General features: G+C 32.9%; 15 protein-coding genes. 10 read left to right on the top strand and 5 right to left on the bottom strand.

Going from position 1 to position 14,477, the window contains the following annotated elements; translation table 11 throughout:
- The first annotated feature begins 50 nt into the window (after positions 1-50).
- The 8 genes from ACZ451_RS02820 to ACZ451_RS02785 all read left to right on the top strand — a co-directional run bounded on the left by ACZ451_RS02820 (position 51) and on the right by ACZ451_RS02785 (position 5,441).
- Positions 51-740, top strand: coding sequence for a response regulator transcription factor (locus ACZ451_RS02820; RefSeq protein ID WP_464215570.1), 690 nt, complete (start codon positions 51-53; stop codon positions 738-740).
- Positions 741-862: 122 nt separating this feature from the next.
- On the top strand, positions 863-1,804 hold the full coding sequence (locus ACZ451_RS02815) for a sensor histidine kinase (protein ID WP_464216887.1): 942 nt from the start codon (positions 863-865) through the stop codon (positions 1,802-1,804).
- A 60-nt stretch (positions 1,805-1,864) separates the two neighbouring features.
- Positions 1,865-2,536 carry a tRNA (guanosine(46)-N7)-methyltransferase TrmB gene (gene trmB, locus ACZ451_RS02810; RefSeq protein WP_464215569.1) on the top strand — a complete coding sequence of 224 codons (672 nt, stop codon included), beginning with the start codon at positions 1,865-1,867 and terminating at the stop codon, positions 2,534-2,536.
- The gene (locus tag ACZ451_RS02805) at positions 2,536-3,162 is read left to right on the top strand and encodes a LysE family transporter (RefSeq protein ID WP_464215568.1); all 627 of its coding nucleotides are present in this window, start codon (positions 2,536-2,538) and stop codon (positions 3,160-3,162) included. Before trmB ends, ACZ451_RS02805 begins: the two co-directional genes overlap by 1 nt.
- A gap of 1 nt (position 3,163) precedes the next feature.
- Positions 3,164-3,508 carry an MGMT family protein gene (locus tag ACZ451_RS02800; protein WP_464215567.1) on the top strand — a complete coding sequence of 115 codons (345 nt, stop codon included), beginning with the start codon at positions 3,164-3,166 and terminating at the stop codon, positions 3,506-3,508.
- A 175-nt stretch (positions 3,509-3,683) separates the two neighbouring features.
- Positions 3,684-4,838 (top strand): Mrp/NBP35 family ATP-binding protein, encoded by a 1,155-nt coding sequence (locus ACZ451_RS02795; protein WP_464215566.1) that lies wholly within the window; start codon positions 3,684-3,686, stop codon positions 4,836-4,838.
- An 8-nt stretch (positions 4,839-4,846) separates the two neighbouring features.
- Positions 4,847-5,086 (top strand): NifU family protein, encoded by a 240-nt coding sequence (locus ACZ451_RS02790; protein WP_464216886.1) that lies wholly within the window; start codon positions 4,847-4,849, stop codon positions 5,084-5,086.
- 22 nt (positions 5,087-5,108) lie between these two features.
- Complete coding sequence (locus ACZ451_RS02785; protein ID WP_464215565.1) at positions 5,109-5,441, top strand: 2Fe-2S iron-sulfur cluster-binding family protein; 333 nt, start codon at positions 5,109-5,111, stop codon at positions 5,439-5,441.
- 57 nt (positions 5,442-5,498) lie between these two features.
- On the opposite strand, the gene ACZ451_RS02780 is transcribed toward ACZ451_RS02785, so the two are convergent.
- The 5 genes from ACZ451_RS02780 to ACZ451_RS02760 all read right to left on the bottom strand — a co-directional run bounded on the left by ACZ451_RS02780 (position 5,499) and on the right by ACZ451_RS02760 (position 10,885).
- A complete protein-coding gene (locus tag ACZ451_RS02780; protein ID WP_464215564.1) occupies positions 5,499-6,707 on the bottom strand; it encodes an immunity 26/phosphotriesterase HocA family protein in 1,209 nt (402 codons plus the stop codon).
- Between the two features lie 145 nt (positions 6,708-6,852).
- Positions 6,853-7,305, bottom strand: a complete 453-nt coding sequence (locus ACZ451_RS02775; RefSeq protein ID WP_464215563.1) for a hypothetical protein — start codon at positions 7,303-7,305, stop codon at positions 6,853-6,855.
- Positions 7,306-7,434: 129 nt separating this feature from the next.
- Entirely contained in the window at positions 7,435-7,965 is a 531-nt protein-coding gene (locus ACZ451_RS02770) for a tetratricopeptide repeat protein (RefSeq protein WP_464215562.1), read from the bottom strand.
- A gap of 198 nt (positions 7,966-8,163) precedes the next feature.
- Positions 8,164-8,673 carry a hypothetical protein gene (locus ACZ451_RS02765; protein ID WP_464215561.1) on the bottom strand — a complete coding sequence of 170 codons (510 nt, stop codon included), beginning with the start codon at positions 8,671-8,673 and terminating at the stop codon, positions 8,164-8,166.
- Between the two features lie 475 nt (positions 8,674-9,148).
- Positions 9,149-10,885 (bottom strand): ABC transporter ATP-binding protein, encoded by a 1,737-nt coding sequence (locus ACZ451_RS02760; protein ID WP_464215560.1) that lies wholly within the window; start codon positions 10,883-10,885, stop codon positions 9,149-9,151.
- A gap of 234 nt (positions 10,886-11,119) precedes the next feature.
- On the opposite strand from ACZ451_RS02760, the gene ACZ451_RS02755 reads away from it, so the two are divergent.
- Both ACZ451_RS02755 and ACZ451_RS02750 read left to right on the top strand, forming a co-directional pair.
- Complete coding sequence (locus ACZ451_RS02755) at positions 11,120-12,208, top strand: S1C family serine protease (protein ID WP_464215559.1); 1,089 nt, start codon at positions 11,120-11,122, stop codon at positions 12,206-12,208.
- A 90-nt stretch (positions 12,209-12,298) separates the two neighbouring features.
- Positions 12,299-14,476, top strand: a complete 2,178-nt coding sequence (locus ACZ451_RS02750; RefSeq protein WP_464215558.1) for an acylase — start codon at positions 12,299-12,301, stop codon at positions 14,474-14,476.
- Position 14,477: the final 1 nt, after the last annotated feature.

Genomic DNA, 14,477 nt, shown 5'->3' with positions numbered 1-14,477 from the left:
GTAATAGTATTATCTTTACATTTGAGCTATTGTAACCAATTGTACACGCCATGAAAAAAAAGGATATTCGTATTTTACTGGTAGATGATGAGCCAGATATTTTAGAGATATTAAGTTATAATCTTTCCTCAGAAGGATATGATGTATATACTGCTAAAAATGGAGCGGAAGGTGTTTCAAAAGCCAAAAAACAGAAGCCACATTTAATTATTTTAGATGTAATGATGCCAGAAATGGATGGTATTGAAGCTTGTGAAATTATAAGAGGTACCCAAGGTTTAGAACATACCATCATTACATTTCTTACGGCTCGTAGTGAAGATTACTCCCAAGTTGCTGGTTTTGATGCAGGGGCCGATGATTATATTACAAAACCCATTAAACCAAAAGTGTTACTTAGCAAAGTAAAAGCTTTGCTGAGAAGATTAAAAGAAGAAAATAAAGCGGAAGTAGAAGATATTGCAACAGTTGGTAATATTGTTATCAATAGAGAAGAGTATAAGATTGTGAATAACGGAGTAGAACTTACCTTACCCCGAAAAGAATTTGAACTATTGGCCTTACTAACTTCAAAACCAAATAAAGTATTTAAGAGAGAAGTTATTTTAGATAAAGTTTGGGGGAATGAAGTTGTTGTTGGGGGGCGTACCATTGATGTTCATATTAGAAAGCTCAGAGAAAAAATTGGAGACGATCACTTTAAAACTGTTAAAGGTGTAGGGTATAAGTTTATTTTATAATGGCAATATTATTTAAGAAGTCATATAAGTTTGCATTTCGTTCTGCATTATACATTTCAATACTTCTTTCGATTTCTGTATTGATCTATTTTTGGATTAAAGGCGCTATAGATTGGTTTTTTATGGCTGGTTTTGCATTTGTTACTTTTGAGGTTTGTTTTTTTATCATACAATTACGAGTAGATAAATTTATTTACAAAAGAATAAAAAGAATCTATGATGATGTAACCCTTCTGGAATCTTCTACTTTATCTTCTAGAACAGTAACTACAGATATGGCAAGTTTAACTACAGAAATAGAGAAATTTGCCCAAGACAAGAAAATAGAAATAGATACTTTAAAGATTAGAGAAGAGTACAGAAAAGACTTTTTAGGGAATATTTCGCATGAATTAAAAACACCATTATTTACAGTGCAAGGGTATATTTCTACCTTATTAGACGGGGCTATTGATGACGAAAATGTAAGGGATAAATATTTAGAAAGAGCCAGTAAAGGAGTAGATAGACTCATTTATATTATAAAAGATTTAGATTTAATTACCAAGTTAGAAGTAGGGGGACTCTCCTTAGAATTTTCCAGATTTGATATTATAGATTTAATACAAAGCGTTTTTGATTTATTAGAAATGAAAGCTGCTAAAAAGAAAATTGTATTAACTTTTGATATGGATTACAATGCCCCAATTTATGTGAATGGCGATCAAGAGAAAATACAACAGGTCATTACAAATCTGTTGGTAAATTCTATTAAGTACGGTAAAAGAAATGGTACTACAGAAATAAGTGTAGAAAACCTGATTAAGAATAAAGTAATTGTTAGAGTTACTGATAATGGAGAAGGTATTTCTGAAGAGCATATCTCCAGACTTTTTGAGCGTTTTTATAGGGTAGATAAAAGTGGAAGTAGAAAAGTAGGAGGGTCTGGTTTAGGATTATCTATTGTAAAGCATATTATAGAGGCGCATAACGAAAAAATTTATCTAGAAAGCGTTATTGGGATTGGTTCAGAGTTTTCATTTACCTTAGAGAAAGCTGAAAATACAAATGCAATCCAAAGCTAATATTACACTAAAAACCCCTAAGTTTTCCTTAGCTTTGCAAAGCATAAAATTAGGACCAGAGTGGGTAGTAAAAACAAGCTAAAACGATTCCGAGAGAACGATACCTTTAAAAATGTAATACAACCAGATAGGGAAGAAGTTGAGAACAATAAATTTCCCAAAAAAGGAAAATGGAGTGCATTTTTTAAGAATAACAATCCTATTGTTTTAGAACTAGGTTGTGGTAAAGGCGAGTATACGATAGGCTTAGCAAAACAGCACAAAAACAAAAATTTTATAGGTGTAGATATTAAAGGAGCTCGGTTTTGGAAAGGAGCAAAAACAGCATTAGAAGAAGAGCTAAATAATGTCTGTTTTTTAAGAACCCAAATAGAATTAATAGACCTTTTATTTGCAGAAGATGAAGTTTCAGAAATATGGATTACATTTCCAGATCCACAAATAAAATACAAGCGTACCAAACATAGGCTTACAAATAAAGCGTTTTTAGAAAAATACAAGTTAATATTAAAAGAAAATGGACTGGTAAATCTAAAAACGGATAGCGAATTTATGCATGGCTATACCCTTGGCCTTTTACATGGTTTAGGTTTAGAAGTGTGCTATGCTAACCATGATGTATATAAAAACGAAGGAAGTCCAAAAGAAGTCTTAGAAATTAAAACTTTCTATGAAAATCAGTATCTTGAAAAAGGAAAACCAATAACCTATATCCAATTTAAGGTACATTAATGCATATTCTAATTCTATTTTTCACCACTTTTTCTGCTGCTTTTATGGCTACCGTACCACCGGGCTTATTAAATATGAATGCCGCAAAAACGAGTGTAGAAAAAGGAAAATTAAATGGAATTATATACAGTCTTGGTGTTTCAACCATGATTATGATTCAGGCATATATTGCGGTATTAATTTCTAAATATTTACACAATCACCCAGAAGTAGTCACTGTTTTATTAAAAATAGCCTTGTTTGTTTTTGGATTTTTTTGCGTTTATTTTTTTATTAAAGCTAAAGAAAACAAGCCAAGAAAGGAGAAAAAATTAAATTTAAAAAAGCGTAGTAGTTATTTTAAAGGAATGCTTTTAGCCACTCTTAATTTACTAACTATTCCTTATTATAGTGGGCTCAATGCTATGTGGAAAGCATCTGGTTGGATTAAGTTTGAAATTGCAGATTCCGTAACTTTTGTATTAGCAGCAGGGCTGGGTACTTTTGCAGTATTGTATTTATATACCATATTTTTCTACAAATTAGAAAGTAAGAAAAAATCGTTCTCTAGAAATTCTAATTATATCTTAAGTGCATTGATGGGCTTACTTTTTTTAATTACCATAGTTCGTATTTTTAATCAATAGTATGAAAGCAGAAAACCAGAATTTTTTTCAGAAAGTATATGTTGTCGCAAAGCAAATTCCCTATGGGAAAGTCACTTCTTATGGTGCCATTGCAAAATATTTAGGCGCTGCCCGTAGCGCAAGAATGGTAGGCTGGGCAATGAATGCAAGCCATACTATGGATGATGTTCCTGCGCATAGAGTAGTAAACAAACAAGGTCTGCTTACAGGGAAACACCACTTTGGAGGAACTAATTTAATGCAGCAATTATTAGAAAACGAAGGTGTAGAAATAGTAGATAACCAAATTGTAGATATGAAAAAGTATTTCTGGGATCCTTTTTTAGAGTTAGATACAGAAATATAAAGGCTTTTTAAACTCTATAAAAAAGCGCTTACTACCGATACAAATAATTTGAAAGTTTTAGCTATAAATACGACTTATCTACTAAGCTGATATTTCAATCTAAACCCTTTAAAAATTAAACCTTAAGGTGTATCTTTGTTGTTTAGAATGAATATACATAAAGGGCTTACAACATATGAAATTGAACAAACAAGATATCTATAAGGCATTAGAGCTTATTACAGTTCCGGGTGAAGGTCAGAATATGGTAGAGAGTGGTGCCGTAAAGAATATTCAGATTTTTGGTGATGAGGTAGAAGTAGATATTACTATTAGTAACCCTGCTTTACAAGCTCGTAAAAAAACCGAAGTAGAAATCTTGCAAGTGATTCACAGAGAAGTGTATGAAAAAGCCAAGATTAAAGTAAATATAAAAGTAGCTGCTAAAGCACAGCCAAAAGCTGGTGCGGCTGCCAATCAGATTAAAGGAAAAGCAATTCCTGGAATTAAAAATATCATTGCAATAGCTTCTGGTAAAGGCGGCGTAGGAAAATCTACAGTAACTGCAAATTTAGCAGTTACCTTAGCTAAAATGGGTTTTAAAGTTGGTTTGTTAGACTCAGATATATACGGTCCTTCTATGCCAATTATGTTTGATGTGGCTATGGAAAAACCCTTAGCCGTAAACATTGAAGGGAAATCTAAAATGAAACCTATAGAAAGTTATGGCGTAAAGTTATTATCTATTGGATTTTTTACCCAACCTAACCAAGCTGTAATTTGGAGAGGGCCCATGGCGGCAAAAGCATTAAATCAGATGATTTTTGATGCGCATTGGGGAGAATTAGATTTTATGCTATTAGATTTACCGCCAGGAACAGGAGATATTCATTTAAGTATTATGCAATCTTTACCCATAACAGGTGCGGTTGTAGTAAGTACACCACAAGAAGTAGCCCTTGCCGATGCCAGAAAAGGAGTAGCTATGTTTCAGCAAGATTCTATTAATGTGCCAGTTTTAGGGATTATAGAAAATATGGCCTATTTTACGCCAGAAGAACTCCCTAATAATAAATATTACATTTTTGGGAAAGAGGGTGCTAAGCACTTATCAGAAGATTTAAAAGTGCCCTTTTTAGGAGCCTTACCTTTGGTACAAAGCATTAGAGAAGCAGGTGATGCTGGTAGACCCGCAGCGATGCAAACTGCAACAGCTATTGAGGTTGCTTTTGAAGAGATTACAAAAAATGTAGTGCAAGAAGTAGTGCGGAGAAATGAAAGTTTGCCCGCTACAGAAGCAATAAAAATAACAACAATGGCAGGTTGTGCTCCTGTTAATAAAAACAAATAGTTATGACCATGACCTCAGAAGAATTAAAAGTAAATGTAGAAAAGGCATTAGAAGAGATTCGTCCTTTTTTGCAAAGTGATGGTGGTGATATTTCACTGATTTCTATAGATAACGACTCTTCCGTAAAAGTAAAATTAGAAGGGGCTTGCGTAGGTTGTAGTGTAAACCAAATGACGCTAAAAAGTGGTGTGGAAATGACCATAAAAAAATATGCGCCACAAATAGAAGAAGTGATTAATTTAAGTTAAATAGTAAAGCGTACCAGTATACATGTCAGACGTAAAAATAAAAATAACAGATCGTGATGGAGTGCTACATGAAATAGAAGCGCCCACAGATATGAATATGAATATGATGGAATTGGTTCGTGCATACGAGTTAGCTCCAGAAGGTACTATAGGTATTTGTGGTGGTATGGCCATGTGTGCTTCTTGCCAATGTTACGTTACCTCAGAACACAATTTACCCGAAAAATCTGATGATGAAGAGGCAATGCTTTCTGAAGCTTTTAATGTAAAAGACAACAGCCGTTTGGGCTGTCAATTGCATATCGCTGAAGATATGGATGGCTTAGAAGTGGAGTTGGCTCCAGAAGAACTGTAAAAGGGGTTAAAAGTTTAGTGGTTTATGAGTTTAGCTGCTTCGCACTAGTTTATAAGTTTATTTAATTTCTTCAATCAATTCAAAAATATTTTTTGTTCCTGTAATTTTGCAATTTTCTTCATAGTTCTTTGTTGGATCAAGTCCAAATTCTCTCATGAGCTCTACACGGATCTTATTATTTTTGGGATTTCTTAAATCCCAATCAAGATTGTAACGTTCACTTTTTGTAAAATCAAAGTCACCATTATTAGCAATTGTATCGTTGATGTCATGGGTATTAAATTTAGATCTAAATCCAATACCGTAGTAACCGTATGGGTTTTGTAAATATCTTGATGCATTTTTTTCAGGCAATTTTTCATTAATTGCCGTAATGTATTTGTTAAATTTTTTCTTTGGTAATTCTTTATGAATTAATCCCCATTGTAAGAAAGTATTGGGTGTAGAGTCAATCCGACTACCATATGAAATTGGAAATTCAAATTCCTTAATCTCAAGCGGTAAATTACCAATTATTTCCCATTCACCATAAAAGATAATATTGTCCATAATGAAGTCGGATGGTAAAGATTTTTGATTTTTGATTAGCTCAATATCTACTGATTTGTTATCGGATTTGTATGCATATAATTTAATTAGCAATGGAGTGCCCATCAATAAATTCAGTCCATGATTTTCTGGTAGTAGTTTCTTTTTTCTAGCTTTATTTAGGTCAAACAAAATTCTACCAAATCCATATTCTTTTCTGTTTAGTTTGAATGCAAAAAAATCACCTGATTTATATTTAACATTTTTACGCTTGGCTTGACTAAATTCTTCTATTTGTATTAAATGATCTGTTGTAGAATTATTAATAAATTCAATGATTATTTTTTCTAAATCAGAATCTACGTTTTGAAACTCCCAATCTCTAGAATAAAAAGTGGTCTGAGAAGTATAATTTCCGATTATTAAATTACCCTTTGCGTTAACTATTAAATATACTCCGATTGGCTTTTTAGAGTCAAGAACTGATGGAGTCAGCTTTTTAGGTTTACCTTTTTTTGTTTTTGGTAAAATGAACTCTCTATTATCGGTCTGTTCATTGTATTGTAATTCTCTGTATTCTTTATCAGTTGAAATTATATGTTTTTTTATTGTAAGTCCTTCGAAATACAAAATAGAATCGGATCGATATTTGTCTCCCTTAAATAGAACTTTATTCCAAGAATTGTTAACTGGTTCAAGTCCAAAATATTTTCTCTGATTATTATTTAGTTCAAACATATTCTTAGTTGGATATCGTTTTCTCAAATGAGTCATAACATGTTAATATGTATATGATTAAATTCTTTTAAGATTAGCACTAATCTAATGCGTTTTTATTGGAATAAAAGTATTTATATATTATTTTTTTTAGAATTCTTTTCACCTATGTCAAGTCATAAGGATCAAGACTTGTTCCAATTTGATTACAATATGCTTTAATCTCCTCTTCATTTATGAGTTCAATTTTAAAGCAACGGATTAAAAAATAATATGCGGTATCCACTAATTCTTTTCTTGATTCTTTTTTTTCGTTTTTTGCTCTTTGTTTTGGTAGTTCAGGTTTTTTGTAATGTTCTACGCTTAGTTCACAAATTCCATTACAGATAAAGCAATAATCAGGTACTCTTACATTTTTATCATCAATCCATTTTTTTTGTGCGTGACACATTTTTTCAAATCGTGCATTGTGTTCATCAATAGCCCTTATAGGGCTAGCAGTTTCATTGATCCAAAAGTCAATATTAGCAAATTGTCCAGCTACCATATAGGCATAACTATCAGTAAATTTCCTTAGTTGTTTAGTTATTAAATTTGCTCTTTCTATGGTGTATATCATAAATTAAATTCGTGGAATTTGTTGGTCAGACATGTGTTTAATTAAAAACATGCAAACTTAATGACTAATCTAATCCACTTATTTTTTAAATAATATCGGTTAAAGGTCTTATATATAAGATGAAATGAATTATATACTTCTTTGTTGTACAAGGTTTATCTCATTTTCAATTCTATCTGTTTCTGATTTAACTAATGGTTTCAGTTTTAATTTTCTGACTTTAGCAATAAAGTTATGAGCCTCCTCAAAGTTTTTTCTTTCGAGTTCTACATTTGCTAAATTCAGTAAAGCTATAGAAGTGTCGTTTTCTGTCCTTAATCCAACATTCAAAGCTTTAGTCCATTCAGAATAGCTTTTTTCCCAATCATCATTATTTGAGGCAATTGCACCTAAGATAAAATGATAATAGCTTTTTTGCCCTTTACTCAATAAATTAGGATTCTTAATTTTAGATATTAATTTTTCAGCTTTATTGAAATCTTCTTTTTTTAATGCTTGATGAGCTATATATACAGTTCCATATCTAAAATGTCCATAAGTGAAAAGACTAGCACTCAATAAAATCATTGTCATGCTGACGAAGTCACTTTTTGTATAAAAGTAAATCCCCATTCCAATTGAACCTATTATTAACAGGATTCGTACTAAAGGTGTAAACATAAAAATAGTGGTTTCTAATGTTGTATAACGTTAAATATATGGCAAGTTGGACGGAAAACAAGCAATTATTTTCGGTTAAGTCACAAGCCAAATCTTTTGTATTTTGTTTTAATTTTTATCTTTAATATCAAATCAAAAGATTTGGCGACTTTATAAATAAACAATAATTTTTCGATTAAGTACTAATCGTCCAATTTGCTATATATCGTGTTGTAGGTAGTGCTTTTTTCTTTTCAGATAATCATCAAACCATTCCATTCTATTCCACAAACCACTCATTTCGTTTATCAATTCTATTTTGTTATTAGTGAATAGCACTTCTAATTCAAGACAATAATTACTATTAATCAGTTTCCATTCTGTTTCAAGAAGTAATATTACGAATTGATTTTCAGTTTCATAATGCTGAGGAATACATATTGATGAGTTTTTCCAATCAATTAATTGTGCTTTTTGAGCCCCATTGATATTTTGAATTTGATTGTCTTTCATCACCTTTTCGTATGATAATGCAATCTGATTATTTAAATCACTTGCAATTTTAGTTACAGGGTTTAAAAAAAAATCAAACGCTTCTTTTTGATTATCCGAAAACCATTTTTTATCATCTTCAATTTCGAACCAAACTTTTAATTCTGTATTTAGCCAAGAAATAGGGACCAGATCAATTGAGTCTACTGAACTACCATCTTCATTTAATTTCCACATATTTTTTTCCATTTTGCGCATTACCTACAACATACGAATATATGTATGTGATTATATTCTTTTTAGTATAACTATTAATCTAATGGATTTTTTGTTGTTTTGAAAGTATTTCTATATTCTTCTAACTCTTTATTAATATTTATTGTAGAGATTTAAATTCAAGAAATTGTACACTCTTATTTAATTTTTGTAATAATTACAACATCCATATTTTAAATAGTATTCTCCTTTGAGAAGACTTTAGGAATATTGTAGTATTAAAGCTAATTTGTTTAGAAGTTTATGATAAGTATTGCATAAAATAGCATAGAGCACTTAGTAGAAAAATTAATTTCCTCTAACCTCTAACCTCTAACCTCTAACCTCTAACCTCTAACCTCTAACCTCTAACCTCTAACCTCTAACCTCTAACCTCTAACCTCTAACCTCTAACCTCTAACCTCTAACCTCTAACCTCTAACCTCTAACCTCAAACCTATATCTTTGCCTCATATGTGAACAAATTATGATACCTTCCTTCTTTAGCAATCAACTCATCATGCGTGCCACGTTCCGCAATTTTGCCATTTTCAATAACCAGGATTAGATTTGCTTTTCGGATGGTACTTAAGCGGTGTGCAATCACAAAGGTAGTTCGCCCTTGGGTTAAAGTAGCCAAACTTTTCTGAATTAAAGCCTCACTCTCCGTATCTAAATTAGAAGTAGCTTCATCTAAAATTAAAATCTTAGGATTTGCTAAAACCGCTCTGGCAATAGCGATACGCTGGCGTTGCCCACCCGAAAGCTTCACACCACGTTCGCCAATTAAAGTATCTAAACCATCTTCAAAACGCTCTGTAAATTCGTCCACATAAGCTGCCTTTACTGCATTTTGCAATGCCACTTCACTAGCATTAGGCCTAGGGAATAAAATATTTTGGCGTATAGTACCTTCAAATAAAAATTCGTCTTGTAATACAACCCCTATATTACTGCGATAACTGCTAAGATTTACGGTGGTTATATCTTTTTCGTCAATAGTAATGGTGCCTGACTTTGGATTTAAAAAAGTGGCCGCTAAACCAGCAATGGTAGATTTTCCTGAGCCAGAACTTCCTACTAAAGCAATCACATCACCAGATTTTGCTTCAAAATTTATATGGTGCAATACTTCTTTGTCTTCTTCATAAGCAAAAGAAACATCATTAAAAACAATATTACCTTTTAGGGTGTCTAAGAATTCAGTTCTGTTTTCTTCGTCAGATTCTGGAGGCATATTCATAAGTTCCTCAGTACGGTCTAAACCCGCCAAAGCTTCGGTTAATTGGGTTCCAATATTACTCATCTGAATAATAGGAGTAATCATTTGCGCTAGTAATATAGTAAACATCAAAAATTCTCCAGTGGTTAAAGTACCTTCAATAATTTTATAACCTCCAAAGCCCATAACGCCTGTAGTAGCCACGCCAATTAAAAAAGTAGCCGAACTAGTCATAAATGCTGTTGTTACTAAACTTTTTTTAACATTTTGAAAAAGTTCCTCAACGCCGTTTTCAAATATTTTATGTTCTTGTGCTTCTGCGTTAAATCCTTTTATAACGCGTACACCTCCTAAGGTTTCGGTAAGTCTCCCTTTTACTTCGGCATTAATTTTTCCGCGATTTCTAAAAATAGGTCGGATTATTTTAAAAGCTTTCATAGCGATTACTCCAAAAATAATTAATGGAATAAAAGTAAATAAAGTCATAGTAGGACTAATGTCTAGTAATAAAACTAGTGAAACAATAGCAGTGATACTTCCGCCAACCAGTTGTACCAATCCAGTACCAATTAAATTCCGAACACCCTCTACATCACTCATTATCCTAGAGACCAATGCGCCAGATTTGGTATTGTCAAAAAAACGTATGGGCAAAGACAATACTTTTTTTTGTACTTGAATCCGTAATTCAGAAATTAAATATTGCGCCTGTACACTTAAAATATAGGTTAATAAAAAAGAGGTAACCGCCTGTATTAGTATGGCTGAAATAACAACTATTACTAAAAGTTTGAGTGTTGTGATATCTTTTTCAGGTAAAATAATATCAAACAAATATTTGGTGCCGTAAGCAGGAACAAAACTTGCCGCTTTACTGATTGCAATTAAGATTAACCCAATAAATACATGGTTTTTTCTGGGCCAAATAATAGTTTTAAATGCAGATAAAATGCTTACTTTTTTTTCAGGCATTAAAAATGTGATTTTATGGGCTGAAACAGGTCGGTTTTTTGTTTCCTAAACTATTACAGCAAGTTTTTAGCGAATTTACAGTGCAATTTACTTCAAAAAATATTTTTAAGCGTTTGTTTTTATCATAGTTATTAATGTAAGGATTGCGTTAGTTTATAGATTTCTATTACGACTAGGTGTTCAAATCAATATGGATAGGAATTTAAATCGTATTGATCTATAAAAACCCTTATGATGAAAAAACTTATTGTATTGCTTATCTGTAGTATTAGTATTGTACAAGCACAAAAAGGTCATGCGCCACCTAAACAAAAAACCTTTCCTACAAACCTAACTAAAGCAGAGTTAAATTTAGCGCGTTTGTATCAAAAAGTAAACCCTACAGTGGTTACTATTTTCACAAAATCTAATGCATATACCAAAAAAGGAGCAGTACAAAATAAAGGTTTAGGCTCAGGGGTTTTAATTTCTGGTGAATGTCATATTTTAACAGCAGCACATGTGGTAGATGGTTCATCGCAGATTAAAGTAAAGACGCATGATGGTAAATTGCGTAATGCTACAGTACTTTTTAGTGAAAAATCTGCAGATATAGCACTTTTAAAATTAGATATCGCAGATCATACACTTCCGCATGCAACTTTTGGAGATTCAGATGTTATGGCAGTAGGCCAAAATGTATATGCGATAGGGAGTCCTTATGGAATGGAAAATTCATTTTCTTCAGGCATTGTATCTGCTTTCCGTAATTTTAATACGCTATATGATGGTACTGTAAACATAGAATTTATACAAACCGATGCCGCTATCAACTCAGGGAATAGTGGAGGTCCAATCTTTGATTCTAATGGTAAAGTAATTGGTATTGCATCAAGTATTTTAACGGTTTCTGGAGGTTTTCAAGGAATAGGAATGGCAGTAACCAGTAATATCATTAAAGATTTGTTGTCTTTTGAAGATCGTCCTTGGATTGGTGTTGAAAGTATTTTTTTAAAGTCCGAAGAACTCTCAAAAGTCTTTAATTTAAACCTTTCTGGCGGCTTATTGGTACAGAAAGTAGTACAATCTAGTCCTGCGGATAAAGCGGGTTTACAAGGTGGTTTTATCCCTGCAAATGTTGGAGGAAGACCTATTTTATTTGGAGGAGATATTATTTTAAAAATAGGACCACAAGATACTTGCCATGTAGGATGTTTAGAAGGTGTTAAAAATATATTGGCCAATAAAGAAAAGATTAATGTGCGTTATTTAAGAGGGGGTAAAGAATATACAGTAGTTGTTGATGCCTCTGAAGTTCGAAAAAACTTTTTAAAAAAGGAATAAATATAGCCTATTAAAATTAGGACTTGGAGTTGAATCTAATGCGTTTTAATACTGAACTATTTGTATCTTCATAAGCTAAAAATTTCACGTATGCGTTTTACACTTTTTATAGTTTCCGCTTTTTTACTTTTTTCATGTGCATCTGAAGATAAACCAAAAACTAATGTTAATAGTTTAGCACAACAAGCTGAAAATGTAACCATAATTAGAGACAATTATGGGATACCTCATATTTATGGAAAAACAGATGCTGATGCTGTTTTTGGACTGCTGTATGCGCAGTGTGAAGATGATTTTAACAGAGTAGAGCAAAATTATATTTGGGCTACAGGCAGGTTAGCAGAAGTTGAAGGAGAAGCAGCTTTGTATAGTGATTTGCGGGCAAAACTTTTTATGACCGAAGAAGAAGCAAAAACAAACTATGAGAAAAGTCCGGAATGGCTAAAAAAACTATGTGATGCTTTTGCAAATGGTATTAATTATTATTTGGAAACACACCCAGAAGTAAAACCAAAATTACTGACCCATTTTGAGCCTTGGATGCCCATGTATTTTAGCGAAGGCTCTATTGGAGGCGATATAGAACGGATTAGAACTCAAAAAATAAAAGCCTTTTATGAGGGTGGAATGGAAGTTCCAAAAGCAACTGAGATGAAACTAAAAAAGCAAGAGGAATTGGCAGAGCCGAAAGGTTCAAACGGTATTGCTATTTCAGGAAAATTAACCAAATCTGGGAATGCCATGTTACTCATTAACCCGCATACTTCGTTTTACTTTAGAGGAGAAGTGCATGTGGTTTCAGAAGAAGGCTTAAACGCTTACGGAGCAGTAACTTGGGGGCAGTTTTTTGTATACCAAGGTTTTAATGAGAAAACTGGCTGGATGCATACTTCTACTTACACAGATGTTATAGATGAGTTTAAAGAAACTGTGGTTGACATAGAAGGGAAATTCCTGTATCAATACGGAGAAGAATTACGTCCTGTTGAAACTTCGGAGGTAATTTTAAAATATACATCAGATGGGCTTATTAAAGAAAAAACATTCCCCATGTATAGAACCCATCATGGGCCTGTTACCCATAAAGTTGATGGGCAATGGACAGCTTCAGCTATGATGTGGGATCCTGTAAATGCATTAGAGCAATCTTTTATCAGAACAAAACAGAATGGATACAAAGGTTTTCGTAAGATGATGGATATTAGAACCAATTCTTCTAATAATACCGTGTATGCAGATGCAGAAGGTAATATCTCTTATTTTCATGGTAATTTTATTCCTAAACGAGATGTTTCTTTTGATTATACGAAGCCCGTAGACGGCAGTAATCCCAAAACCGATTGGAAAGGTTTGCATACCGTTGATGAAACTATTACACTTTTAAATCCAAAAAATGGTTGGATCCAGAATTGTAATTCTACTCCTTTTACAGCAGCATTAGCATATAGTCCTAAAAAAGAAAATTACCCTAACTATATGTCTCTTGATAGAGAAAACTTTAGAGGTGTGCATGCTATACAACTTTTAAAAGATAACAACGAGTTTAGCTTAGATGAGCTAATAACCTTAGCACACGATCCCTATTTGCCTGCTTTTGAAGCGCTGATTCCTGGGTTAATTAAAGCGTATAATGCTCATGATGATAAAAATCCAAAATTAAGAGAAGCGATAGCAGTACTCGAAAAATGGGACTATAGAACTTCAAAAGAATCAGTAGCGATGACCTTAGCGCATTTTTACGGAACACTATATTATAAGGAAGGGAAATATCCAAAAGGAATGACGCCAATGGAGCGCGTAAAATTTTGGGGAAGTGAGAAAGGGGAGCAATTAAAACTATTTGAAAAAACAATTGACCAGCTTATTGCCGATTTTGGAACATGGAAATTGCCATGGGGAGAAGTTAACCGTTACCAGCGTTTAAATGGAGATATTACTCAGGTTTTTGATGATAGTAAACCAAGTATTCCTATCGGTTTTGCGTCTGGGCGTTGGGGGGCTTTAGCCGCTTATGGCGCTCGGTATACAACAGAAGGGGTTAAAAAATTATATGGAACCCGTGGTAATAGTTTTATTGCCGTGGTAGAATTTGGAGCAAAAGTAAAAGCCAAAAGTATGTTGGCAGGTGGGCAAAGTGGTGATCCAGAATCACCTTATTTCAATGACCAAATCCAAGATTACGCCAATGCAAAATTTAAAGATGTTGCTTTTTACAAAAACGACGTTTTGGCTAATGCTACTGAAACCTATCAACCTGGGAAACGATAAG

Source organism: Allocellulophaga tsushimaensis (genome assembly GCF_055383085.1).
Note: the sequence above shows the minus strand (reverse complement) of the source record. Positions and strands in the feature narration are given on the sequence as shown.

Coding starts and splice junctions, on each gene's coding strand:
- ACZ451_RS02820 (WP_464215570.1), top strand. CDS start 51: ATGAAAAAAAAGGATATTCGTATTTTACTGGTAGATGATGAGCCAGAT.
- ACZ451_RS02815 (WP_464216887.1), top strand. CDS start 863: ATGGCTGGTTTTGCATTTGTTACTTTTGAGGTTTGTTTTTTTATCATA.
- ACZ451_RS02805 (WP_464215568.1), top strand. CDS start 2,536: ATGCATATTCTAATTCTATTTTTCACCACTTTTTCTGCTGCTTTTATG.
- ACZ451_RS02800 (WP_464215567.1), top strand. CDS start 3,164: ATGAAAGCAGAAAACCAGAATTTTTTTCAGAAAGTATATGTTGTCGCA.
- ACZ451_RS02795 (WP_464215566.1), top strand. CDS start 3,684: ATGAAATTGAACAAACAAGATATCTATAAGGCATTAGAGCTTATTACA.
- ACZ451_RS02790 (WP_464216886.1), top strand. CDS start 4,847: ATGACCTCAGAAGAATTAAAAGTAAATGTAGAAAAGGCATTAGAAGAG.
- ACZ451_RS02785 (WP_464215565.1), top strand. CDS start 5,109: ATGTCAGACGTAAAAATAAAAATAACAGATCGTGATGGAGTGCTACAT.
- ACZ451_RS02780 (WP_464215564.1), bottom strand. CDS start 6,707: ATGTTTGAACTAAATAATAATCAGAGAAAATATTTTGGACTTGAACCA.
- ACZ451_RS02775 (WP_464215563.1), bottom strand. CDS start 7,305: ATGATATACACCATAGAAAGAGCAAATTTAATAACTAAACAACTAAGG.
- ACZ451_RS02770 (WP_464215562.1), bottom strand. CDS start 7,965: ATGTTTACACCTTTAGTACGAATCCTGTTAATAATAGGTTCAATTGGA.
- ACZ451_RS02765 (WP_464215561.1), bottom strand. CDS start 8,673: ATGTGGAAATTAAATGAAGATGGTAGTTCAGTAGACTCAATTGATCTG.
- ACZ451_RS02760 (WP_464215560.1), bottom strand. CDS start 10,885: ATGCCTGAAAAAAAAGTAAGCATTTTATCTGCATTTAAAACTATTATT.
- ACZ451_RS02755 (WP_464215559.1), top strand. CDS start 11,120: ATGAAAAAACTTATTGTATTGCTTATCTGTAGTATTAGTATTGTACAA.
- ACZ451_RS02750 (WP_464215558.1), top strand. CDS start 12,299: ATGCGTTTTACACTTTTTATAGTTTCCGCTTTTTTACTTTTTTCATGT.